The organism is Bacillus sp. GW823-FHT06A10 (genome assembly GCF_058795375.1).
Genome location: NZ_JBXAHT010000006.1, coordinates 1 through 21,526 on the forward strand (window position 1 = coordinate 1; position 21,526 = coordinate 21,526).

Below are 21,526 nucleotides of genomic sequence, written 5' to 3' on the forward strand. Positions count from 1 at the left end.
AAAGTTAGTTTGTCTAGCATCTAAAAATAAAAATTGACGTTTCACGTTGTTTGTTTCGTTCAGTTTTCAAAGAACTAAAAGCGGGTGAAGAGAATCGAACTCTCGACCAGAGCTTGGAAGGCTCTTGTTTTACCACTAAACTACACCCGCGTGGTCGGGAAGACAGGATTTGAACCTGCGACCCCCTGGTCCCAAACCAGGTGCTCTACCAAGCTGAGCCACTTCCCGTAATTGGCGCGCCCGAGAGGAGTCGAACCCCTAACCTCTTGATCCGTAGTCAAACGCTCTATCCAATTGAGCTACGGGCGCTTATTCATGATGTTTTTTCGTCGTTGTATTTTGGCGACTCAATTATCTTATCACACTACATTTTCAAATGCAAGTACTTTTTTAAGATTTTTTTGATGCGGCCGAGAGGACTTGAACCTCCACGGGGTTTCCCCCACTAGGCCCTCAACCTAGCGCGTCTGCCGTTCCGCCACGACCGCGCGGAAAAAACAAAAAGTGAGCCATGAAGGATTCGAACCTTCGACCCTCTGATTAAAAGTCAGATGCTCTACCAACTGAGCTAATGGCTCGTAAATGGCTGGGCTAGCTGGATTCGAACCAGCGCATGACGGAGTCAAAGTCCGTTGCCTTACCGCTTGGCTATAGCCCATCGAAAAAATATCTTATTTTCAAAGACAAATGTTATTGTACCATAATGTCCAATAAAAAACAACTGCCAATTAGCAGAAGTTAAAATGGCGGTCCCGACCGGGGTCGAACCGGCGATCTCCTGCGTGACAGGCAGGCATGTTAACCACTACACCACGGGACCATTTGGTTGCGGGGACAGGATTTGAACCTGCGACCTTCGGGTTATGAGCCCGACGAGCTACCGTACTGCTCCACCCCGCGATAATACTATTCATATAAAATTCATATGGTGGAGGATGACGGGATCGAACCGCCGACCCCCTGCTTGTAAGGCAGGTGCTCTCCCAGCTGAGCTAATCCTCCGAAGTGGTGACCCGTACGGGATTCGAACCCGTGTTACCGCCGTGAAAGGGCGGTGTCTTAACCACTTGACCAACGGGCCAATATGTATGGCAGAGAAGAAGGGATTCGAACCCTCGCACCGCGTTAGCGATCTACTCCCTTAGCAGGGGAGCCCCTTGAGCCACTTGGGTACTTCTCTGTATGGCTCCGCAGGTAGGACTCGAACCTACGACCGATCGGTTAACAGCCGATAGCTCTACCACTGAGCTACTGCGGAATAATGAAGACAATTTGTATCTTATAAAAATTCTTTCTGTAAGTCAAGAAGTTTTTAACAACATCTTGTTCAAACGTGACATGTTTATAATATACTGGATTGCGTTTTTACTGTCAAGATGTTTTCGATATCGGTTTGAGTTTCCCTTTACACTTTCCGCAGACATATCTTTTTGTATTTATTTGACGCCTTCTTACATATTGAAGTAAACACTCCATACATTCATACTTATAAATCTTTTTTTCCTTCTCTTCATTAATCATTCGTTTACAAAAACGAGGTGCATCAACTTTCTTTAACAACTCACGAAAATCTCTGTCCCTGTGCTTATACCCTCTTCCTGTAATATGCAAGTGATAATGACACAGTTCATGTTTGATGATTCCGATTAACTCCTCCTTACCATACATTTCGTAATATCGATAATTCAGTTCAACATTGTGACTCTTCAACAAATAACGCCCACCAGTTGTACGCAGCCTACTATTGAACGTTGCTTTATGTAAAAACGGCATTCCGAAGTATTGTAGCGATACTTCTTCCACTAGCCGTTGAATTTCTCCCTCGCCCATTCTCATTCCTCCTAAACAAAAAAATATTTTTACACTTTTCACGCTTCTTATACATATATTAAATAGTACATATACCCATCCTCATTCAAGACGCGTGGTTTCTAAAAACACAACATGAATAGAAATCCACTCACCAACCTCTCATCAATAGCACTTTAGATTTTTGAGAGTAGGATTAAACAAGGAGGGATTCCTATGCCTACGTGGCTAAAAAAACAGATGCAACGTGCATATTTCGAAAAAAACCGGTATCAAATTAAATTGCTAAATGAATGCTGGTTTTATTATAGCAAAATACATCAAAACTCATAATCCATTACACTTTTTATTCTATAAAAAAAGAGCAGTTTCATCTGCTCTCTTCTCTTACTATTCAATCGGCAACATAGATAGTGCAACGCGTCCTTTTTTTGTATCAATATCATCTACCCATACTTTTACAATTTGTCCTACTGATACAACATCTAACGGATGCTTTACAAACTGTTTACTAAGCTTAGAAATATGCACTAAACCATCTTGCTTTACGCCTACATCAACAAAAGCACCAAAATCAACAACGTTACGCACTGTTCCTTCTAGTTCCATACCACGTTTTAAATCTTCTAATTTCAAAATCCCTTTTTTCAGAAGTGGTTTAGGCAACTCATCCCTCATATCTCGTTCTGGGCTAATGAGCGCATCTATAATATCAACTAACGTCGGCTCCCCAACCCCCGTTTCTTGAGACAACTTAGAAATCTCTACTTCTTCCAATCTCTTTTGTAATTGCGGTTGTCCTACGTCATCTATCGATAACCCTAAACTCTTCAATAACAATTCAACATTTTTATATTGTTCGGGATGAATACCTGTTCGATCTAATGGATTCGCTCCTTCTAATATACGCAAGAAACCTATACATTGTTCGTACGTCTTTGCACCTAAACGTGGGATTTTCTTTAATTCCGTGCGCTTTGTGAATTTCCCATCCTCTTCTCTCTTTGCCACAATATTTTTCGCAACAGTTTTCGATAAACCTGAAACATATTGTAACAATGCAACCGAAGCCGTATTTACATTAACCCCAACTTGGTTAACAGCTGTCTCTACTACAAATGTTAATGACTCATTCAATCTCTTTTGAGATACATCATGTTGGTATTGTCCAACCCCAACTGATTTAGGATCAATTTTCACAAGTTCAGCCAGTGGATCTTGCAGACGTCTTCCAATAGAAACGGCACTTCTCTCTTCAACCTGTAAATTCGGGAATTCTTCACGAGCTAAATCAGAAGCTGAATATACACTAGCACCCGCTTCATTTACAATAATATAAAAGACTTCCTGTTTCACACTTTGTAATACATCTACTATAAATTCCTCTGTTTCTCTAGATGCTGTCCCATTACCAATTGCAATCATTTCAACTTGATATTTATCTATAATAGAAAGAACTTTCGTTTTTGCGTCATCATATTTACGAACAGGCGGATGCGGATAAATAACATCAATATGTAGTACTTTCCCCGTATCATCTACTACAGATAATTTACAACCAGTTCTATATGCCGGGTCTACTGCTAGCACGACTTTCCCTTTCATCGGAGGTTGTAATAATAAGTTACGTAAGTTCTCAGAGAAAATATGTATCGCTTGTTCTTCAGCTGTTTCTGTTAATTCTTTACGAATTTCTCTTTCAATTGAAGATTGAATTAATCGTTTATAACCATCTTCAATCGCTAATTGTACATAATGCGCACTTTTAGAATCGTTATCACGAATTACTTTCTTATATAAGAAATTTAATATCTCATCTACTGGTGGGACAACAGAAACTCTCAATATATCTTCTTTCTCACCACGATTCATTGCTAATACACGATGTGGTACTACTTTTTGCAATGGTTCTTCATAACTGTAATACATTTCATATATATTCTTTTCATCTTTTTCTTCACCTTTTACAGACGAAGACATAATACCTTTTCTAAAAGTAATATTTCGAATCCAACTACGATACGTAGCTTCATCTGAAATCATTTCTGCAATAATGTCTTGTGCACCTTGTAAAGCTTCTTCTGCAGATTGCACTTCTTTCTCTGCATTAATAAATTCCACTGCCTTTTTAGCCGGATCTTCTTTCTTATATAACAACAACCATTCAGCTAACGGTTCTAACCCTTTTTCTTTTGCAATCGTTGCTTTCGTTCTTCTTTTCTCTTTATATGGACGATATAAATCTTCTACTTCCTGCAACTTTGTAGCTTTAACAATTTGCTGTCTCAGCTCTCCTGTCAGTTTTCCCTTCTCATCAATAAGACGAATAACTTCTTCCTTCCTATCTTCAAGTTGCATCATATATTGCCATCTCTCTAAAATCGCACGAATTTGCACCTCATCTAAAGAGCCTGTCCATTCTTTTCGGTAACGAGCAATAAATGGAACTGTGTTACCTTCTTCTGTTAATTGAATAACATGACGAACTTGCTTTTCGCTAAAGCCTAATTCTTTCACTAACATTTTCATTAACGCTTGTCGATTATCTACCATTTCCATATACAACCGTAACCTCCTCTATAATAAAAAAAGTTGCCCTTCAAAGAGAGCAACTTAAACTGCCGATTTAAAAATCTATTAGTCCTAAACTAATTTGTAACGCTTCATCTACACGACTCATCATCACTTCATCTAAATGAGTGATTTTGTCCGTTAAGCGTTGCTTATCGATTGTTCGAATCTGCTCAAGTAAAATAACAGAATCTCTCTCAAAACCATACTTTTTCGCATCAATTTCCACATGAGTGGGTAATTTTGCTTTTTGAATCTGTGCAGTAATAGCCGCTACAATCACCGTTGGACTAAAACGATTTCCGATGTCATTTTGAATGACAAGAACCGGACGAACGCCTCCTTGCTCAGAACCAACAACTGGGGAAAGGTCTGCAAAATACACGTCGCCGCGTTTTACAATCAAAATATTACCCCCCGCTAACTAAGCGTTCTACTGTATGAGCTGCTTCATACTCCGCTAAGAAAGCTTCAGATGCAATACCAAGATTAATTTTTCCCATTTCAATATACCCACGTCGCATTGATTCATGTTGGTAGCGTTTCTTCGTCTTATGTTGACGCAATAACAATTGTGTTGCCTGGCAAATTAGTTCATGGCGATTCTTATTCTCTTGTTTTCCAATTCCGTCCAATTCCGTTACCATTTGCTTTGGCAACCGAACCACGATTTCAGTAGTTACACTTGATTCGGACACAAAAATACACCTCCACCGTCAACTACACACCCAAATATATATATGACACCTATTGTAATAATACCATTGTATGGAGCCTGTTGCAAAGACTTCCTTATTCCTTGCTTATGTTTTCCAATTCATAAACAAAACATTCATCTTCTTAAATTTTTTATCTCATAACTAACTAAAAACAATAGAACTCCTCTTCAAAACTTACGTGTAACTTATATAAAAAATGATTATAAGTAAAAAGCTTCTCATCAAAAAGAGCTTATTATCCAGCAATGAACAGTCACTCTAATGACAAGAAGCAATCATGCTACCTTCTATATATTGTTCAAGTAATTAATTATCTCTACAACCTTACCATTCCGTATAAATATTCTTGGTACACGGAAACTGATCGTTGCAATAATTTCATAATTAATAGTCCCTGAATATTCCGCAACCTCTGTAGCGCTAATATACTCATCTCCCTGCCTTCCAATAAGCGTAACTTTCGTACCAAGCGGCACTTCACAAGGAAGATGAATCATGAACTGATCCATTGTTACTCGCCCTACAATCGGTACCCTTTTACCATTTATAAGCACTTCAAATCCTTGTAATCTTCTAAGCCATCCATCTGCATAACCAATCGCTACAGTCGCGATCCATTCTTCAGTTTTCGTTCGATAAGTGACGTTATAACTAATTCCATCACCTTTAATCACCTGTTTAATATGAGCTACTTTCGTATGCAGTGATAGCGCCGGTTCTAATTCAAATGGTAAAAAAGGACGTATTTCTACAGAAGGAGATAATCCATACATTGCAATCCCAATTCGCACTGCATTAAATGTAATCCCTTGAAAACGTAACGTGGCAGCACTATTAGCTGTATGGACAAACTTAGGATCCACTCCGAATTCTTTCAACCAACTTAACTGCTCTAAGAACGTATTATATTGCTTATCAAAATACGAAGTCTCAACCTCATCTGCCGTTGCAAAATGCGTGTATACTCCTTCTAACTCTAAAAACGGTGCACCTTCTAAACTCTTTAAAAATGCTTTCAGTTCTTTTCTTTCACGTATTCCAATTCTCCCCATACCACTATCAAAGTTAATATGGAATTTCATTACAGATGAACCATCCCAAAGTTTAATTGCTTCGTCCACCCATTCTTTTTGAAAAACAGTTAGCGCTACATCATTTTCAGCAGCTACATTTACATCACGCGGCGGCGAGGGACCTAACACTAAAATCGGCACAGTAATACCAGCCCTCCGAAGCACTAAAGCTTCATCTAAAAAAGCAACTGCTAACCTTGTTGCACCCGCTTCTAATGCCGTTTTAGCCACCGGTACATAATCGTGCCCATATGCATTTGCTTTAACTACAGCAAAAATCTCTACATCACTTGGGATGAACTCTTTAATATGCGTAACATTGTTATAAATAGCATCTAAATCCACTTCCACCCAAGTATCACGGTAAAATGGTGCTTCTTCCATAAATACACTTCCTTATACACGATATGCGAAGCTTATTCTTTTATATGCTTCTTTTATGAAATCCACCTTCAAACTAAGAAAAGACGTGGTGCACATATATCACCACGTCTAAGAAGTCTACTTCACCTGCTTCGCTGTAACTGAACGAGCAACCATTAGTAGCTCCTTCGGCTCTAAACCTTTAGACACGAGCATATATTCTACTCCGTTATGCGACCACGTTACAGAGTCTTTCGTCAATGCACCAATCGTAAACCCAAGATCAACTGGTTCTCCACTTACACTTACCGCTGATGAAGCCTCTGCAACTTTTGCCTTTTCTTGTATTAAAGTAAAGGATTTCTTATTTCCAGTGTATGTGAGTATCGCACGCTTGCCACTGTCTGTCTTCAACTCTTTTTCATCTTGCAGAGTCATACCTTGCGGTGTATCAAGTGGATACAAAATAGCAAACGGTTTGTCTTCTTTCGCTGTTGTTTGAACATCTACCTGCGCTCTAGACATATTTTGTTTCGTATCAAATGCACCTTTATCAAATTTCGCATCGAATTTCACCTTAGAGAAATCTACTTTTACAAGAACATTTTGATCATTATCCATTAACTTCACTGAAACTGGAGTCAAATCGCTCTTCTTCAGCGTAATCTCTTGTTTCGGCAACATATTTTGATGTTGATAGTTTGTTTTTGTTTTAAAAATATAATACTTATCTGTTTTCTCGAAAGTAAGGTTTTTCTTATCCTGCAAAATATCTCTTACAAGTGATTCATATAAATAAGCCTGGCTGCTATTTTGCGGCCAATCACTTTGAAAACGGAAGCTCTTATTAAGTGCTGGCGTTAATACAAATACACCTTCTTCATTTCTTAAAATGATTTGGCTCTGATCTTTTTTTGCATTCTTTAAATTCACACGATAAAAAGACGGTTCCTTATGCCAAATCTCTACATTATACTCCTGAGGCTCATTTCCTGTTTTAATAGATAATTTCGCTTCAGCTTGATAACTTTTCATCCCTTTTACTTTCGCCTCTAAATCTCTCACGACATCATCTTGTTTCTTTTCCACACAACCCGCCAACACAAAAACGGTCAACAAACCGACAAGAACTAAAAACAGACGCCTTTTCATCACTTCAGCCCCTTTGCCCCTATAAATGAATGGAAGATGTACCTTCCTTATCGCTACCTCAAATATATGAGACAAAGATATAAAATATGCAGACTAGCGTGACGAGCTTTCTAAAACAACTTGAGCAACAGCAAATTCCTTACTATGACTAATTGATAAATGAACAACATGCTCTGTACTTGTAATCAGAATCGGCTTACCTCTTTCATCATTTTTCACTTCAATATCTAAAAAGCTCACTTCTTTCCCGATACCAGTACCTACAGCTTTTGAATACGCCTCTTTCGCTGCAAACCTTCCAGCTACAAACTCTGTAAGACGACTTCCTTTCAGCTCCATAGCAACATTACGTTCATTTTCTGTTAAAATACGTTCCATAAATTTAAGCTTTCCATCTAGCATTTTTTCAATACGATTTAATTCAATAATATCGATTCCAATCCCTATAATCATTTCAAAATCCCCTTCTTCTATTTAACTTTCTTCTTTCATATTGATAAGAATAACAGAGAATCTTTCTGATGCAAAAGGGGTGATAGTAACCGTATGCTAATAAGATCTACTCAGATTTCTTTACAACCGACTATTCTCACCTTACTTTTTATTCACTTAGTCATGATGATATTAGGCGACTTTTTCCTCTTCCCACTGGCAGCCTCTAATGAATATATCGCTAAAGGAGAATGGTGGCGTGTCATAACTTCCCTTCTGGTACACGTAGACTTACAACATTTTCTTTCTAATAGTATTTTTTTGTTTGCACTTGGTTCTTCTATCGAAAAGCAACTCGGACACTTTTCTTTTTTTATTCTATTTTTTCTTTCTGGAATTTCTGGAAATATTTCTTCTTATATTATTATGCCTCCTGAATATATTCACGCAGGTGCATCAGGTGGTATTTTCGGACTATTAGGCGCACAATTATTTTTATTGTACAATCGATACCGCTCTTCAAAACCAAAAGAAATTGCCATTTTCTCAATTATGATACTTCTATTACTGCTATTTACTTTCTTTAATCCTTCCGCCAATCCGATCAGTCATTTAACAGGTTTAATAACCGGCGGCATTTTAACTCCTTTTTTAACAAAAAAAAACGATGGTGCAAAGCTTATTTAATATAAAAGCTTGCACCATCGATAATTTCTACATCTACCTGTTCGCTTAAATCCCTCATTAATTGAAATAAAGACTCATCCTTCATCTTCGCCTCAATCATACAATCAATTTGCGGAACACTTCCCTTTATCCTTCTTAAAAAAGATAAAAATGCGTCTACATTAATATAATCTGCATGAGCTCTTGGATCTTTTCCCTCTCTAGGGCTAGAGATATGCATTTTAACCGGTAACAAAGATGTTTCCCACGTATGAACAACACGTGCCCAATCTTCATACCAATCTTCTTGCTCATTATTCATCATATGGTGATGCAAATCAAACACGACGGGAATATCTAATTTTTCTCCTAAATATAATGTTTCCTCTAACGTAAAAGTTGTATCATCATTTTCTAATATAATCATTTCTTGAATACCCCTTGGGACATTAGACCAATTCTCTATAAAACGCTCTAATGCAAGTTCTTTATCTTTATACCCTCCTCCAACATGTAGTACACATCGTTGCTTATGTTCAATCCCCATGCCTTTTAATAATTTTTTGTGCATCTGCAATGTCTTTACAGATTGTTTAAAAACACTCTCCTCAGGTGAATTTAGTACAACAAAATGATCTGGATGGAAATCAATTCGCATATTCATATGAATTGCATATTCACCTAATTCTTTCAATTTTTCTTTTAAAGGACGAATATAGTTCCACTCTAGCAATTCCTCATGATTTGCTAAAGGAATGAGCTTAGAGCTAAGCCGAAAGAAAGATATGTCATGTCCCTTATTATGCTTTAATAAACGTAAACAATTTTCCAAATTGGAATTAGCAATTCTTTCAAGTTTACGAATTGCAGCATCACGATCATCTATTTTCTGAAACTGTGCGTACGTCATCGTTTGAGATGGGGATGCATTCTTCAAATGCACACTCATCGCAACGTAACCAAGCCTTACAAGCATATAACAGCCCCTTTTCTATCATAACTACTATGTAGTATGCACAATTACAGAAATAAAAAAAGAGAATGCCAACAAAGGACATTCTCTTTTTTATTAAGCTTGTGGACGGCTATGATGTTTTCTTTCGCCGCGTCCATTTGAAGATCCTGGGCGACCTTGACCTTCACCTCTACGACCTCGACTACCACCATCACGATTACGATCACGGTTTCCATCACGATTGCGATCACGGTTTCCGTCACGATTACGTCCATCACGGTTACGACCATCGCCACCGCCACGTCCGTCACGACTACGATTACGGTTACCATCACGGTATCCGCCTCCGTTACCGCCACGTTTTTTAGAACCGCCACCTCTTGAAACAACTGGTGGTTCTGATGTTAAAGCGATCGGAGTTGTATCCGGCTCTTTAGTCATCATTTTTAAAGCAGCAGCTACTACTGTTACAGAGTCATTCTCTTCTAACATTTCTTCTGCAATACGCTTGTAGTATGATAAGTTCTCATTTTGGATTGTGCTTTGAAGTTTTTCAGCGATTAAACGTTGTTGACCTTCTAATGCCTCATCAAGTGTCGGTGCTTCCATACGATCAACTTTACGCTTTGTTGTACGCTCGATATTTTTTAATTGTCCTGATTCACGTGGTGTTACAAATAACATTGCAATACCTTTTTTACCTGCACGGCCAGTACGACCGATACGGTGAACGTATGATTCTGGATCTTGTGGGATATCGAAGTTGTATACGTGTGTTACGCCTGAAATATCAAGACCACGTGCAGCAACGTCTGTTGCAACAAGAACTTCAATAGCACCTTCTTTAAATTTACGTAATACAGACATACGTTTCGCCTGTGTTAAGTCACCATGAATACCTTCTGCTGCATAACCACGTAAGTTTAATGCTTCTGATAATTCATCAACACGACGCTTTGTACGACCGAATACGATCGCAAGCTCTGGAGATTGAATATCTAGTAAGCGTGTTAACACGTCAAACTTTTTCTTTTCTTGCACTTCTAAATAGAACTGCTGAATGTTTGGCATTGTTACTTCTTTTGCTTTTACTTTAATGTGTTGAGGCTCAGTCATGAAACGCTCAGCAATACGACGGATTGGATCTGGCATTGTCGCTGAGAATAATAATGTTTGATGTGTTTCTGGCACATCTGTTAAAATCGCTTCAATATCTTCAATGAAGCCCATGTTTAACATTTCATCCGCTTCATCAAGAACAACAGTCTCTACGTTTTGTAAGCGAAGTGTTTTACGGTTAATATGATCTAAAATACGACCCGGCGTACCAACAATAATGTGTGGGTGTTTTTTTAGAGCACGAATTTGGCGGTTAATATCTTGACCACCATAAATTGGTAGAATACGAACACGTTTATGTTTACCAATTTTGTATAGCTCTTCTCCAACTTGAATTGCTAATTCACGCGTTGGCGCGATAACAATACCTTGAACTGCTTCTTTATTTGTATCCACTTTATCTAATAGTGGTAATCCGAATGCTGCTGTTTTCCCTGTACCTGTTTGCGCTTGCCCAATAATATCCTTACCTTGCAATGCATGTGGAATTGTTTCAGCTTGAATCGGCGTAGCCTCTTCAAAGCCCATACTTTCAACCGATTGCAGTAAAGACTCACTTAATCCTAATTCTCGAAATGTTGTCAATGTTACTTCTCCTTTTCTATCCTATACTTATCATTTAAAAAAAGGCGTTTTCCGAATTTGCGGAAAAGCCCTTTTCCTGAATGCTCACGTATATAACCGGGCGTATATTCTTCACGAAAATACTTCTAAACGTTATTACACTTTATCAATTATAAGTTTTGTATGTGTAAAAAGCAAACCCAACTGTTACCTTATTTTATATTCAGGGCCTTTTTCTTTACTTTTATTTTTTTATCATTTACTGTAAGCGCTTATTATAAGTTTCTTCTATTTTCGTGACTATCATCCCTATTTATATACACCAATTATTTCAACATCGTAATTACTTCTTCTAATTTCATACCGCGAGATGCTTTTATTAATACAACATCTTTCGCATCGACTACTGCTTGTAAATCTCTTACTAACTCTTCTTTATTATCATACGCCTTTACACGTTCATTAGGGAAATTAATTTTTGCTCCTTCAGCAATTTGAGCTCCTAATCTACCGTATGTGAATACATGTGAGATTTTTGCTGGATCGATTAATTTACCTACCTCATAATGGAACTGCACTTCTTGATTTCCAAGTTCTAACATATCACCAAGCACAACGATTTTTTTAGTAAATCCATCTAAACCATTCATTAAATGGAATGCTGCCTCCATAGCCGTCGGACTTGCATTATAAGCATCGTTGATAATTGTTAATCCACTATCCGTTTTTACAATCTCCATACGCATGCCCGTCATTTGAAGTGTTACTAAACCTTGTTTCATTTCTTCCCACGTCACACCAAAATGTGTCGCAATTGCCATTGAAGCAAGTGTATTGTACACATTATGTTTTCCTAACACCGGTAGGTAGAATGAAATATTTTCATCTCTATTCATTTTAAAATGTGTCCCAGTTGCCTGTAATGTTACAGTTGTTGGATAGTAATCGTTGGCTCTTGCATCACCAAACGTAACTGTTTCCGCTGCTAAATTCATTTCAGGAACACGATTCGTTAATAACGGCTCATCTCCATTATATACGAACACGCCACCTTCTTGTAACCCTGTAACAATTTCTAATTTCGCTTCAGCAATGGCCTCACGAGATCCTAAATCCATTAAATGTGCTTCACCAATATTCGTAATGATAGCTGCATTAGGACGAGCTAACTTAGATAAAAATTCAATCTCTCCTCGGCTTGACATACCCATTTCTAATACAGCTACTTCTGTATTTTCTTCTAAGTTTAAAATAGTGAGAGGTAACCCAATATGGTTATTGAAATTTCCTTCTGTTTTTTGAACTTTGAACTTAGTCGCGAGAATACTTGTCACAATATCTTTCGTGGATGTTTTACCGTTACTACCTGTCACACCAACAACTTTAACATCCAATTGATCGCGATAGTTTTTCGCTAACATTTGCAGTGCAGATAGCGTATCTTCTACAAAAATAACCGGAAGATTCTCGGGTGGATTTGCTACATCTTTCATCCACAATGTAGCTACAGCTCCATTTTCAACTGCTTTATCTACAAAAGCATGTCCATCGAAACGCTCCCCTTGAATCGGAACATATAAGTTTCCTTTTTCAATTTTTCTCGTATCAATAGACACGCCTTGAATAATAGTTCCCTCATATTGCTCTGCTAATCCAGTACCATTTACCATCTGTTCTACTTGCTTTAACATTCGCTTTATCATATAGAAACGCTCCTTACATAGAGGAAGCACTATTCCTACGAATAGTGCTTCCTCCTTTTTTTGTTAGATTGTATATTTAATTTTTTGTTTTTCTTCGTGACGTTCAATCGCTAAACGAATTAACTCTTCGATTAACTCTGGATACGGTAACCCAGTATGTTGCCATAATAGAGGGAACATACTAAACGGTGTAAATCCTGGCATAGTGTTTACTTCGTTAATATACACTTCTCCGTCTTTCGTTAAGAAGAAATCAGCTCGCGTTAAGCCTGCACCATCTAATGATTGGAACGCAATAATTGCATCACGCTTAATCACATCAGATTCTTCTTCTGTCATTTCAGCTGGAATAATTAACGCCGTATCACCATCGATATATTTCGACTTATAATCATAGAAGTCCTTTTTCGGAACGATTTCACCTACAACTGAACATTTCGGCTCATCATTACCTAGTACCCCAACTTCTACTTCACGACCTACAATATTTTCTTCTACAATAATTTTGCGATCAAATTGGAATGCCTCTACAAATGCATTCTCAAGTTCTTCACGATTTTTACACTTATTAATACCAACACTTGAACCAAGGTTTGCTGGTTTTACGAAACAAGGATATCCTAACTTATCTTCTACTTTAGAATAAGCTTCCTGGCGATCTTTTTCCCATGCACTGCGAATGAAAGACGCATATTTTGCTTGTTTTAAACCAGCCTCTGCAAAGATGTTTTTCATAACAACTTTATCCATACCAGCAGATGACGCTAGAACACCATTTCCTACATAAGGAATATTCATCAATTCTAATAATCCTTGAACCGTTCCATCTTCACCGTTTGGTCCATGTAGTAATGGGAAAATAACGTCAATAGCGTTTTCCTCAGAAGCTGCAGATGGAATAATCTCTGTACTTAATGATAACGGAGAAATCGCATTTTCTGCACTACTCATTTTTAAAGCTTCAACATCTGTTACTTCACCTTCAATACGCTCACCACGTACCCATTGACCTTGTTCTGTAATATAAATTGGATGAATCTCGAATTTATCTTGATTTAACGCTTTAATAGCAGCAAGAGCCGTCTGTAACGAAACTTGATGCTCAGCTGATTTTCCACCATATAATAAACCTAATTTAATTTTTGTCACTGAAATCACCCTAACCAATTGTTTTCATTTTTCTATTTTAGCACTTTTTATAAAAATAGGTAGTTCCTATTTGAAATAAAATGTAACTTCCACAAATAATTAAATGACACTACTTATTGGTTTTCTACACTTTTTCTATTCCACTACTATACAAAGGTGAATTTTAAAATGAAATGGTAATCCTATCTAGTTATGTACCTAAAATATGTAGAAATCCCCTTTTTTGTGTATGTCACCTATTTACTAAGAAGATTGTTTGGTTAGTGTATCTTTTTGCCTTTGCTCAACAAGGCGATCTAAAGAAATATATACAATACCTGCAACTACACATCCTACAGCTAAAATTGTAAATAGCAAGTGGCCAAGTAATCGATCTAATAAAAAGCCTCCCAAAAGTGGACCAAATGCGCTTCCTGTAATCCACTGCAAACTTGCAGCGCCCATATAAGTCCCTCTCAAATGCTCAGGGGCCAAGTTTGCTACAAATGTCATCTGTACAGGCGACATAATCATCTCACCTAACGTATATATAGCATAAACGAACAGTAGTGTTATTAAAATAACTGTAGCATTTGTATTAAACTCTCCAAACCACTTCGGTAACCACCCTATAAAAAATAATCCAATCCCGAACAAACATGCACCATATAACATCGTCTTCCCGACTGGTTTATCCGTAGCCCATTTTGAAATTTGAAATTGGAATAAAACAACTAATAGTCCGTTTAACGCCATTAAATATGGATATGGATTATTCGCTCCAAAAATAAGCTTCATTTCGTTATCAAAATGTAGTGGCAACATGCCTTCTGTTTGAGAAAACCCCATCGAAATGATAATACCTGCTAATAAGTAAATCATTAATGCCTTATCTCGCATGACAATTTTCCAAACTGCCCCAGATTCCTTTTCTTTATGTTCTTCCTTATCTGTCCTCTTTGGCATCGTCTCTTGAATAAGAAGTAATACAAGTAACGCATAAAATAGCATTGTAGAAGAGGCAATAATAAACACAAGATTCTTTGACAACACAACTACTGATGCTCCCATTATCGGACCAATCGCAGCACCTATATTGTGTCCCATTCGTAATAAACCATATGCCTCTGTTCTTTTTTCTGGTGCCGTTACATCTGCGACCATAGCTGATGCAGCTGGATGAAATAAAGAATTACTCAATCCTAAAAAAATAGATAAAATTGCATATGGAATAAATCCTTCTATAAATAGAAAACCGAGCATTAATAATGCATTACTTGCCATAGAAAATATCATAATCGGCTTTCTTCCATATATGTCAGCAATTCTCCCTCCTATAAGTGAACCAAAGCTTGCAGCAATTGGAGAAAGCGCCATAATAACCCCAACTTCCAACAACGAATCTACCTTATCTTTTAAATATAATGCAAAAAAAGGCATTAACATCATCATTGCAATTCCATTTAACGTCTCTCCAATAAATCGAATCCATACGTTACGGTCCATCTCCCTTAACTCACGCCACGTATTTTTCATCATTTCACTCCTTTAGTTAGCCAACAATTATCTTATAATAAGTTCAGAAAAATGTAAATTTTCAAATAAAAAAATCCATTCTAACAGAATTAGAATGGATTTTTTTCGCTTATAAATTCGCAACATCTTCTTCTTTTTTACTATTATTTAAAGCACTATGTTTTCGGCTATATAAGAAGTAAACCGCTATACCAATAACCATCCATATCCCAAAACTAATCCATGCTGTCCCCGATAATTGAAGCATTAAGTATAAACAGAAAATCACTGTTAACGCTGGTAAAAATGGTACAAGCGGAGCCTTAAATGCCCTTGGTAAGTCTGGATGGGTTCTTCTCATTACAATTACCGCAACAGCTACGAGTGCAAATGCTGACAATGTCCCCATGTTTACAAGATGTGCTAAAACATTTAAATCTATTAATCCTGAAATCAGTGCCGCAATAATTCCCGTTGTCCATGTATTTAAAAATGGCGTTTTAAATTTCGGATGAACTTTAGCAAGACGCTTCGGTAATAAACCATCTCGGCTCATCGCATAAGAAACACGAACTTGCCCATACATCATAACTAGCATTACTGTTGTAATCCCTGTAATTGCTCCTACTGAAATTACCCCCGCTAAGCCATCTTGTCCAATAAATTGCAGTGCAAAAGCAACTGGATCTGATATATTTAGCTGGCCGTATGGAACAATTCCTGTCAAAATAAGCGAAACAACGATATAAAGAACTGTACAAATTAATAACGATGCAATAATACCAATTGGTAAATCACGTTGCGGACGTTTCACTTCTTCTGCCGCTGTTGAAACTGCATCAAATCCTATAAATGCAAAGAATACTGTGGCCGCTCCAGCCATTACACCATCTAAACCAAATGGCATAAAAGGCGTCCAGTTTTCAGGTTTCACATAATTAAAACCAGCAAAAATAAAAATAAGAACAACTGCTATTTTAATAAATACCATAACGTTATTTACTCGTGCACTTTCACGAACACCTCTAGATAAAAGAACTGTCATCACTAAAATAATTAGAACTGCAGGTAGATCAATTATCCCACCCTTTCCTGTACCAGGAGCCGAGGAGAGAATAGTCGGAATGTGGATTCCAAACCCCTTTAATAAAGATTGAAAATATGCAGACCAACCGTTTGCTACAGCAGATGTAGCAAGTAAATATTCAAGCATTAAGTCCCAGCCAATTAAAAATGCGAATACTTCCCCCATCGTCGCGTATGTATACGTATACACACTGCCCGAGACAGGAACTGAAGAAGCAAATTCAGCATAACAAAATGCAGCAAAAGCACAAGCTAGCGCGGCAATCGCAAATGATAATATAATAGCTGGCCCAGAATGTTTCGCTGCCACAACACCCGTTAGAACAAAAATACCAGTTCCAACAATTGCTCCGATTCCAAGCATAGTTAAATCTAGCGCGCCCAATGTTCTTGCTAACGTTTTTTGCTTACTTTCTTGCATTAACTTTGCAATTGGCTTCTTTTGAAAAATTTGCTTCATCTTTCACTCCTCCAAGTTTTAAATTTTCTGAAAATTTTTAATTCGCTTTTTTATTTTACTCATTACGCTTTTCCTAGTCAATACTTTTGTCGAAACAAGTAGAAATTCTTCTGAATATGCACTATCCTTATCATTCTTTCTATATATCTTTCGACAACTCTTTTTGGTATTATTATACATGTCGATTCCACAAAAAAGCATGCTCCCTTATTGAGAGCATGCCTTTTTTTACTTATTTCACAGTATATGAACCTTGTTCAATCCAGCTATACATATACTTTTCATCTTCTGTTTCATGTGCTTGTTTTACAATACGAAGCGGACGGAATGTGTCTATCATAACAGCTAATTCAAGTGTCTCTTTCTTCCCTATACTTGCCTCTGTTTTCCCCGGATGCGGCCCATGGGGAATTCCGCTCGGATGAAGTGTAATAGAACCTTCTTCCACACCTTTGCGACTCATAAAGTTTCCTTCTACATAGTAAAGAACTTCATCACTATTAACATTACTATGATAATATGGTGCCGGAATTGACTCTGGATGATAATCGTATAAACGTGGTACGAAAGAGCAAATAACAAAATTATGCCCTTCAAATGTTTGATGTACTGGCGGTGGCTGATGAATGCGCCCTGTAATTGGTTCAAAATCCTCTACATTAAATACCCACGGATATAAATAGCCATCCCATCCAACAACATCTAACGGGTGGTGTCCTAAAACATGTTTATGCATATAGCCTCTTGACTTTGTCATTACGACAAACTCGCCTTTTTCATCATAGGTCTCTAATTTTTCTGGACCACGAAGATCTCTTTCACAAAACGGACTATGCTCTAACAATTGTCCATATTCATTTCGATAACGACGCGGCGTTGTAATTTGGCTATTCGCCTCTACAACGAGAAACTTAGTCTCACCTTCATCTGGAATAACACGATAAATCGTTCCAATTGGGATCGTTACATAGTCGCCTTTTCTATAGTGTATCGTTCCAAACATCGTTTCAATTTTCCCTGTTCCATAATGAACAAATAACATTTCGTCGCCATCACCATTACGATAGAAATAATCCATTTTTTCTGTTGGGCTCACTACTCCAATTAACAAATCTTCATTTCCAAGTATGAAATTTCGTCCACTTATTGCATCACCACTTTTTTTATTTTCTTTCGTTCGGAAGTGGCGATGAGAAAGAGCAACATCCTCTTCATACTGCAACTGACAAGAATGCGATAATGCAGAATGACCTACTTCTGTTGGCATATAGTGATGATACAAAATAGACTGCGTACCAGAAAATCCTTTCGTTCCCATTACCTGTTCACGATAAAGCGATCCATCTTTTTTACGAAATTGTACATGTCGTTTATGAGGTAGTTCTCCCATGTGACGATAAAACATGCCCATCACCCGCTTCCTTTTCTTTTTTGATCGTATTACGTAGTGTACCTAAACCAGTAATCGACAGCTCTACAACATCTCCATCTTGTAGCCACTCTTCTGTACCAAGTTCTAAAATACAGCCTGTTCCTACTGTCCCAGAACCAATCACATCTCCTGGATATAACGTCACGTCCTCTGAAGCACGTTCAATCATTTCAGCAAATGTATAGTAAATATCTTGGAAGTTTCCCTTTGATAATAGTTTTCCATTTACATGAGCAGTCATTTCTAAATCATATCGATCACCATTACGATAAACATCTAATTCCTCTTTCGTAACAAGATGTGCTCCTAACGAAGTTGCAAAGTCCTTTCCTTTCGCAGGACCGAGACCTACTTTCATTTCTGTTGCTTGTAAGTCTCTCGCACTCCAGTCGTTCATAATACAATAACCAAAAATATATTCCTCTGCTTGCTCACGAGAAATATTTCGCCCTTCTCTTCCTATTACGCAAGCAATCTCCAACTCGTAATCAAGCTTTTTAGACTTTTTCGGACCAATTACAAAATCACCGGAACCAATTACAGCACGATGATTAGTAAAATAAAAAACCGGAATATCATACCATTCAGGCACAACATCTAGTCCTCTTCGTCCACGAGCTGTTTTTACATGTTGTTCAAATGCGTAAAAATCTCGAATACTACTCGGATTAGGAAGAGCAGCTGTCAATTGTACTTCTTCTAAAGCATATATACCCTTATTTGGATTCTTAATATTCCGCACTACTTCTACATACTCATCCGTTTTCTCTAAAAAAGCCATTATAGAAGAAGGGATTTTCCCTTCACTAGCAAGATTCATATCTATTACTTTGTCACCTTCAAGCCATCCAGCCCGTATTTCTTTTGAAGGAAGACGAAATGTAACAAATTTCATCCTGATTCCTCCTTATAAAAATGAAATTTCCACCAGCAAAGGGACTTTTGCTGGTGGATATAAATCTTATAAGTTTCCGCGACGCTCTTGTTCTCTTTCAATTGATTCGAATAACGCTTTAAAGTTTCCTTCACCAAATCCACGAGAACCTTTACGTTGAATGATTTCAATAAATAAAGTCGGGCGATCTACAATTGGTTTCGTAAAGATTTGTAGTAAGTAACCTTCATCATCACGATCTACTAAGATCTTTAATTCTTTTAATTTATCAATTTCTTCATCGATTTTTCCAACTCGTGCAGTTAACTCATCATAATAAGTATCAGGTGTATCTAAAAACTCCACCCCATTTGCACGAAGCGCTTCAACCGTTTTAACAATATCACTTGTTAATAAAGCAAGATGCTGTACACCAGCTCCATTATAGAATTCTAGATACTCTTGAATTTGTGACTTTCTCTTTCCGTCTGCTGGTTCGTTAATAGGAAACTTAATACGGCTTCCATTTGTCATAACTTTCGACATTAAAGCCGAATACTCTGTACTAATATCATCATCATCAAAATGAATCATTTGTTTAAAGCCCATGACATTCTCGTAATAACTAACCCACTCTTCCATTTTTTCAACATTACCAACTACATGATCGACAGCAATTAAGCCAGACTCTTCAAATGGAATATTAAACTCTACCTTTTCGAATCCTGGCATAAATGCCCCTTTATAATTTTTACGCTCTACAAGCGTATGAATTGTATCACCATACGTACCAATAACTGCTTTTTTCAATGTACCGTCCTCATCTGTTAATTCCTCTGGTGGAGCAATTGCGACGGCACCACGTTTCACTGCTTCTGAGTATGCTTTATCAACATCATCAACAAGTAGTGCCACATCCTTCACGCCATCACCATGAGTCTTTACAAACTCTGCAATACGATTTTCACTACTTAAAGCTCCAGACACAACAAAACGCATATTTTTTTGCACAAGAACATAAGATACCTTTTCACGGTTTCCAGTTTCTAATCCAGAGTAAGCCACAATTTTGAATCCGAATGCTCTCGCAAGATAATAACTCGATTGCTTTGCATTCCCTACGTAAAATTCTAAATGATCTACATCACGTACTGGAAAAAAGTCCTCCATTTGTGCAGCTAGCGTATCCATAGATTTTTGTTTCATAATATCTTCATCCCCCTGTAAATAGATTAAATGGTCCATACTTAAAACCAACCGAAAACGCTTCCAACATAAATAAATAGAAATTAGTTAGCAAGCTAACAAATTCTGACCTTTAAAATTTTCTATCTTTTCTGTCAAATTCCTCTTTTTTTCTTACATATAAAATTCGACTTTTTTCTCTTTGAAATAAAGTGAAACTTTAATCAGCCCTCACCAATCAGGCTTTTACTCAGTGGATTTTTGATTACTCGTTGAATCAAGTTGCAACCGCAGCGTCTAATTAGCCATGGATGCTAAATAATGAGGTAACTTTAATACTTGAAGGTATATAAGAAGAAAATAAAAAAGACTCCAACATATTAACTACTTACTAATACGTTAGAGTCTTTATTTTTTTTGAATGGTTGTATTTACATATATCATACTAATACACTTGCAAGGAATAGAATAAATGATGTTAATATTACCGCTCCACCTAAGGATCCTAATAAATCTGTTTTTGTTATTTGAAACACTTGTTCACTGTTCATATCCCTCATTCTCCTTCCATTTTTGTTTGATTTAAAACTTCTATTATACTAATACACTTGATAGAAATACGATTAATGCTGTTAATACTACTGCTCCACTTGCTGATCCTACGAAGTCACCTTTTGTTACTTGTAATACTTGCTCTTTCATATCTTTCATTCTCCCTTC

General features: G+C 37.3%; 20 protein-coding genes and 12 tRNA genes. 2 read left to right on the top strand and 30 right to left on the bottom strand.

Annotated elements, in window-relative coordinates; translation table 11 throughout:
- Positions 1-79: 79 nt before the first annotated feature.
- From AC1Q8M_RS25905 to AC1Q8M_RS25965, 13 genes are all read right to left on the bottom strand, one after another.
- A tRNA-Gly gene (locus AC1Q8M_RS25905) sits at positions 80-150 on the bottom strand.
- 1 nt (position 151) lies between these two features.
- Positions 152-228: transfer RNA gene (locus tag AC1Q8M_RS25910), tRNA-Pro, on the bottom strand.
- A gap of 4 nt (positions 229-232) precedes the next feature.
- A tRNA-Arg gene (locus tag AC1Q8M_RS25915) sits at positions 233-309 on the bottom strand.
- A gap of 96 nt (positions 310-405) precedes the next feature.
- Positions 406-488, bottom strand: a tRNA-Leu gene (locus AC1Q8M_RS25920).
- Between the two features lie 17 nt (positions 489-505).
- A tRNA-Lys gene (locus AC1Q8M_RS25925) sits at positions 506-578 on the bottom strand.
- 5 nt (positions 579-583) lie between these two features.
- Positions 584-658 (bottom strand) — tRNA-Gln (locus AC1Q8M_RS25930).
- 86 nt (positions 659-744) lie between these two features.
- Positions 745-820: transfer RNA gene (locus AC1Q8M_RS25935), tRNA-Asp, on the bottom strand.
- A 3-nt stretch (positions 821-823) separates the two neighbouring features.
- Positions 824-900: transfer RNA gene (locus AC1Q8M_RS25940), tRNA-Met, on the bottom strand.
- A gap of 26 nt (positions 901-926) precedes the next feature.
- Positions 927-1,002: transfer RNA gene (locus AC1Q8M_RS25945), tRNA-Val, on the bottom strand.
- 4 nt (positions 1,003-1,006) lie between these two features.
- A tRNA-Glu gene (locus AC1Q8M_RS25950) sits at positions 1,007-1,081 on the bottom strand.
- A gap of 8 nt (positions 1,082-1,089) precedes the next feature.
- Positions 1,090-1,180: transfer RNA gene (locus tag AC1Q8M_RS25955), tRNA-Ser, on the bottom strand.
- 3 nt (positions 1,181-1,183) lie between these two features.
- Positions 1,184-1,258: transfer RNA gene (locus tag AC1Q8M_RS25960), tRNA-Asn, on the bottom strand.
- 113 nt (positions 1,259-1,371) lie between these two features.
- Positions 1,372-1,830, bottom strand: coding sequence for a SprT family protein (locus AC1Q8M_RS25965; RefSeq protein WP_000503730.1), 459 nt, complete (start codon positions 1,828-1,830; stop codon positions 1,372-1,374).
- 195 nt (positions 1,831-2,025) lie between these two features.
- Between AC1Q8M_RS25965 and cmpA the strand changes: the two genes are divergently transcribed.
- A complete protein-coding gene (gene cmpA / locus AC1Q8M_RS25970) occupies positions 2,026-2,142 on the top strand; it encodes a cortex morphogenetic protein CmpA (RefSeq protein ID WP_001143640.1) in 117 nt (38 codons plus the stop codon).
- A gap of 57 nt (positions 2,143-2,199) precedes the next feature.
- Here the strand turns inward: cmpA and AC1Q8M_RS25975 are convergent, their stop codons facing one another.
- The 6 genes from AC1Q8M_RS25975 to acpS all read right to left on the bottom strand — a co-directional run bounded on the left by AC1Q8M_RS25975 (position 2,200) and on the right by acpS (position 8,140).
- On the bottom strand, positions 2,200-4,368 hold the full coding sequence (locus tag AC1Q8M_RS25975) for a Tex family protein (protein ID WP_000426207.1): 2,169 nt from the start codon (positions 4,366-4,368) through the stop codon (positions 2,200-2,202).
- Between the two features lie 67 nt (positions 4,369-4,435).
- Entirely contained in the window at positions 4,436-4,786 is a 351-nt protein-coding gene (gene ndoA / locus AC1Q8M_RS25980) for a type II toxin-antitoxin system endoribonuclease NdoA (RefSeq protein WP_000635965.1), read from the bottom strand.
- Positions 4,787-4,790: 4 nt separating this feature from the next.
- Positions 4,791-5,078 carry an antitoxin EndoAI gene (locus tag AC1Q8M_RS25985; protein ID WP_000004570.1) on the bottom strand — a complete coding sequence of 96 codons (288 nt, stop codon included), beginning with the start codon at positions 5,076-5,078 and terminating at the stop codon, positions 4,791-4,793.
- A gap of 308 nt (positions 5,079-5,386) precedes the next feature.
- Complete coding sequence (gene alr, locus AC1Q8M_RS25990) at positions 5,387-6,556, bottom strand: alanine racemase (protein WP_000390593.1); 1,170 nt, start codon at positions 6,554-6,556, stop codon at positions 5,387-5,389.
- 117 nt (positions 6,557-6,673) lie between these two features.
- Positions 6,674-7,687, bottom strand: coding sequence for a LolA family protein (locus AC1Q8M_RS25995; protein ID WP_000830133.1), 1,014 nt, complete (start codon positions 7,685-7,687; stop codon positions 6,674-6,676).
- Positions 7,688-7,780: 93 nt separating this feature from the next.
- Complete coding sequence (gene acpS, locus AC1Q8M_RS26000) at positions 7,781-8,140, bottom strand: holo-ACP synthase (RefSeq protein ID WP_098361494.1); 360 nt, start codon at positions 8,138-8,140, stop codon at positions 7,781-7,783.
- A 93-nt stretch (positions 8,141-8,233) separates the two neighbouring features.
- On the opposite strand from acpS, the gene AC1Q8M_RS26005 reads away from it, so the two are divergent.
- Positions 8,234-8,806, top strand: coding sequence for a rhomboid family intramembrane serine protease (locus AC1Q8M_RS26005; RefSeq protein WP_000908525.1), 573 nt, complete (start codon positions 8,234-8,236; stop codon positions 8,804-8,806).
- Here the strand turns inward: AC1Q8M_RS26005 and uvsE are convergent.
- The 11 genes from uvsE to AC1Q8M_RS26060 form a co-directional block, all read right to left on the bottom strand.
- Entirely contained in the window at positions 8,799-9,761 is a 963-nt protein-coding gene (gene uvsE / locus AC1Q8M_RS26010) for a UV DNA damage repair endonuclease UvsE (protein WP_000961146.1), read from the bottom strand. The genes AC1Q8M_RS26005 and uvsE overlap by 8 nt on opposite strands.
- 93 nt (positions 9,762-9,854) lie before the next feature.
- Complete coding sequence (gene cshA / locus AC1Q8M_RS26015) at positions 9,855-11,444, bottom strand: degradosome RNA helicase CshA (RefSeq protein ID WP_000206602.1); 1,590 nt, start codon at positions 11,442-11,444, stop codon at positions 9,855-9,857.
- Between the two features lie 305 nt (positions 11,445-11,749).
- Positions 11,750-13,126, bottom strand: a complete 1,377-nt coding sequence (gene murF, locus AC1Q8M_RS26020; RefSeq protein WP_000595969.1) for a UDP-N-acetylmuramoyl-tripeptide--D-alanyl-D-alanine ligase — start codon at positions 13,124-13,126, stop codon at positions 11,750-11,752.
- Positions 13,127-13,189: 63 nt separating this feature from the next.
- Positions 13,190-14,275 carry a D-alanine--D-alanine ligase gene (locus tag AC1Q8M_RS26025; protein ID WP_000161433.1) on the bottom strand — a complete coding sequence of 362 codons (1,086 nt, stop codon included), beginning with the start codon at positions 14,273-14,275 and terminating at the stop codon, positions 13,190-13,192.
- 243 nt (positions 14,276-14,518) lie between these two features.
- Entirely contained in the window at positions 14,519-15,790 is a 1,272-nt protein-coding gene (locus AC1Q8M_RS26030) for an MDR family MFS transporter (RefSeq protein WP_098365672.1), read from the bottom strand.
- Between the two features lie 109 nt (positions 15,791-15,899).
- A complete protein-coding gene (bcaP, locus tag AC1Q8M_RS26035) occupies positions 15,900-17,315 on the bottom strand; it encodes a branched-chain amino acid transporter BcaP (protein ID WP_000809371.1) in 1,416 nt (471 codons plus the stop codon).
- Between the two features lie 232 nt (positions 17,316-17,547).
- A complete protein-coding gene (locus AC1Q8M_RS26040; protein WP_014481934.1) occupies positions 17,548-18,720 on the bottom strand; it encodes a homogentisate 1,2-dioxygenase in 1,173 nt (390 codons plus the stop codon).
- The gene (locus AC1Q8M_RS26045; RefSeq protein WP_086422752.1) at positions 18,686-19,642 is read right to left on the bottom strand and encodes a fumarylacetoacetate hydrolase family protein; all 957 of its coding nucleotides are present in this window, start codon (positions 19,640-19,642) and stop codon (positions 18,686-18,688) included. The genes AC1Q8M_RS26040 and AC1Q8M_RS26045 overlap by 35 nt, the downstream gene beginning before the upstream one ends.
- 66 nt (positions 19,643-19,708) lie before the next feature.
- Positions 19,709-20,827, bottom strand: a complete 1,119-nt coding sequence (gene hppD / locus AC1Q8M_RS26050) for a 4-hydroxyphenylpyruvate dioxygenase (RefSeq protein WP_053565411.1) — start codon at positions 20,825-20,827, stop codon at positions 19,709-19,711.
- A 419-nt stretch (positions 20,828-21,246) separates the two neighbouring features.
- A complete protein-coding gene (locus AC1Q8M_RS26055; RefSeq protein WP_141532532.1) occupies positions 21,247-21,357 on the bottom strand; it encodes a DUF3948 family protein in 111 nt (36 codons plus the stop codon).
- Positions 21,358-21,400: 43 nt separating this feature from the next.
- A complete protein-coding gene (locus AC1Q8M_RS26060; protein ID WP_000654250.1) occupies positions 21,401-21,517 on the bottom strand; it encodes a DUF3948 family protein in 117 nt (38 codons plus the stop codon).
- Positions 21,518-21,526: the final 9 nt, after the last annotated feature.

Coding starts and splice junctions, on each gene's coding strand:
- AC1Q8M_RS26060 (WP_000654250.1), bottom strand. CDS start 21,517: ATGAAAGATATGAAAGAGCAAGTATTACAAGTAACAAAAGGTGACTTC.
- AC1Q8M_RS26005 (WP_000908525.1), top strand. CDS start 8,234: ATGCTAATAAGATCTACTCAGATTTCTTTACAACCGACTATTCTCACC.
- bcaP (WP_000809371.1), bottom strand. CDS start 17,315: ATGAAGCAAATTTTTCAAAAGAAGCCAATTGCAAAGTTAATGCAAGAA.
- AC1Q8M_RS26055 (WP_141532532.1), bottom strand. CDS start 21,357: ATGAACAGTGAACAAGTGTTTCAAATAACAAAAACAGATTTATTAGGA.
- alr (WP_000390593.1), bottom strand. CDS start 6,556: ATGGAAGAAGCACCATTTTACCGTGATACTTGGGTGGAAGTGGATTTA.
- hppD (WP_053565411.1), bottom strand. CDS start 20,827: ATGAAACAAAAATCTATGGATACGCTAGCTGCACAAATGGAGGACTTT.
- AC1Q8M_RS26040 (WP_014481934.1), bottom strand. CDS start 18,720: ATGTTTTATCGTCACATGGGAGAACTACCTCATAAACGACATGTACAA.
- AC1Q8M_RS26045 (WP_086422752.1), bottom strand. CDS start 19,642: ATGAAATTTGTTACATTTCGTCTTCCTTCAAAAGAAATACGGGCTGGA.
- AC1Q8M_RS25975 (WP_000426207.1), bottom strand. CDS start 4,368: ATGGAAATGGTAGATAATCGACAAGCGTTAATGAAAATGTTAGTGAAA.
- AC1Q8M_RS25995 (WP_000830133.1), bottom strand. CDS start 7,687: ATGAAAAGGCGTCTGTTTTTAGTTCTTGTCGGTTTGTTGACCGTTTTT.
- AC1Q8M_RS26030 (WP_098365672.1), bottom strand. CDS start 15,790: ATGAAAAATACGTGGCGTGAGTTAAGGGAGATGGACCGTAACGTATGG.
- cmpA (WP_001143640.1), top strand. CDS start 2,026: ATGCCTACGTGGCTAAAAAAACAGATGCAACGTGCATATTTCGAAAAA.
- AC1Q8M_RS25965 (WP_000503730.1), bottom strand. CDS start 1,830: ATGGGCGAGGGAGAAATTCAACGGCTAGTGGAAGAAGTATCGCTACAA.
- uvsE (WP_000961146.1), bottom strand. CDS start 9,761: ATGCTTGTAAGGCTTGGTTACGTTGCGATGAGTGTGCATTTGAAGAAT.
- murF (WP_000595969.1), bottom strand. CDS start 13,126: ATGATAAAGCGAATGTTAAAGCAAGTAGAACAGATGGTAAATGGTACT.
- acpS (WP_098361494.1), bottom strand. CDS start 8,140: ATGATTATAGGGATTGGAATCGATATTATTGAATTAAATCGTATTGAA.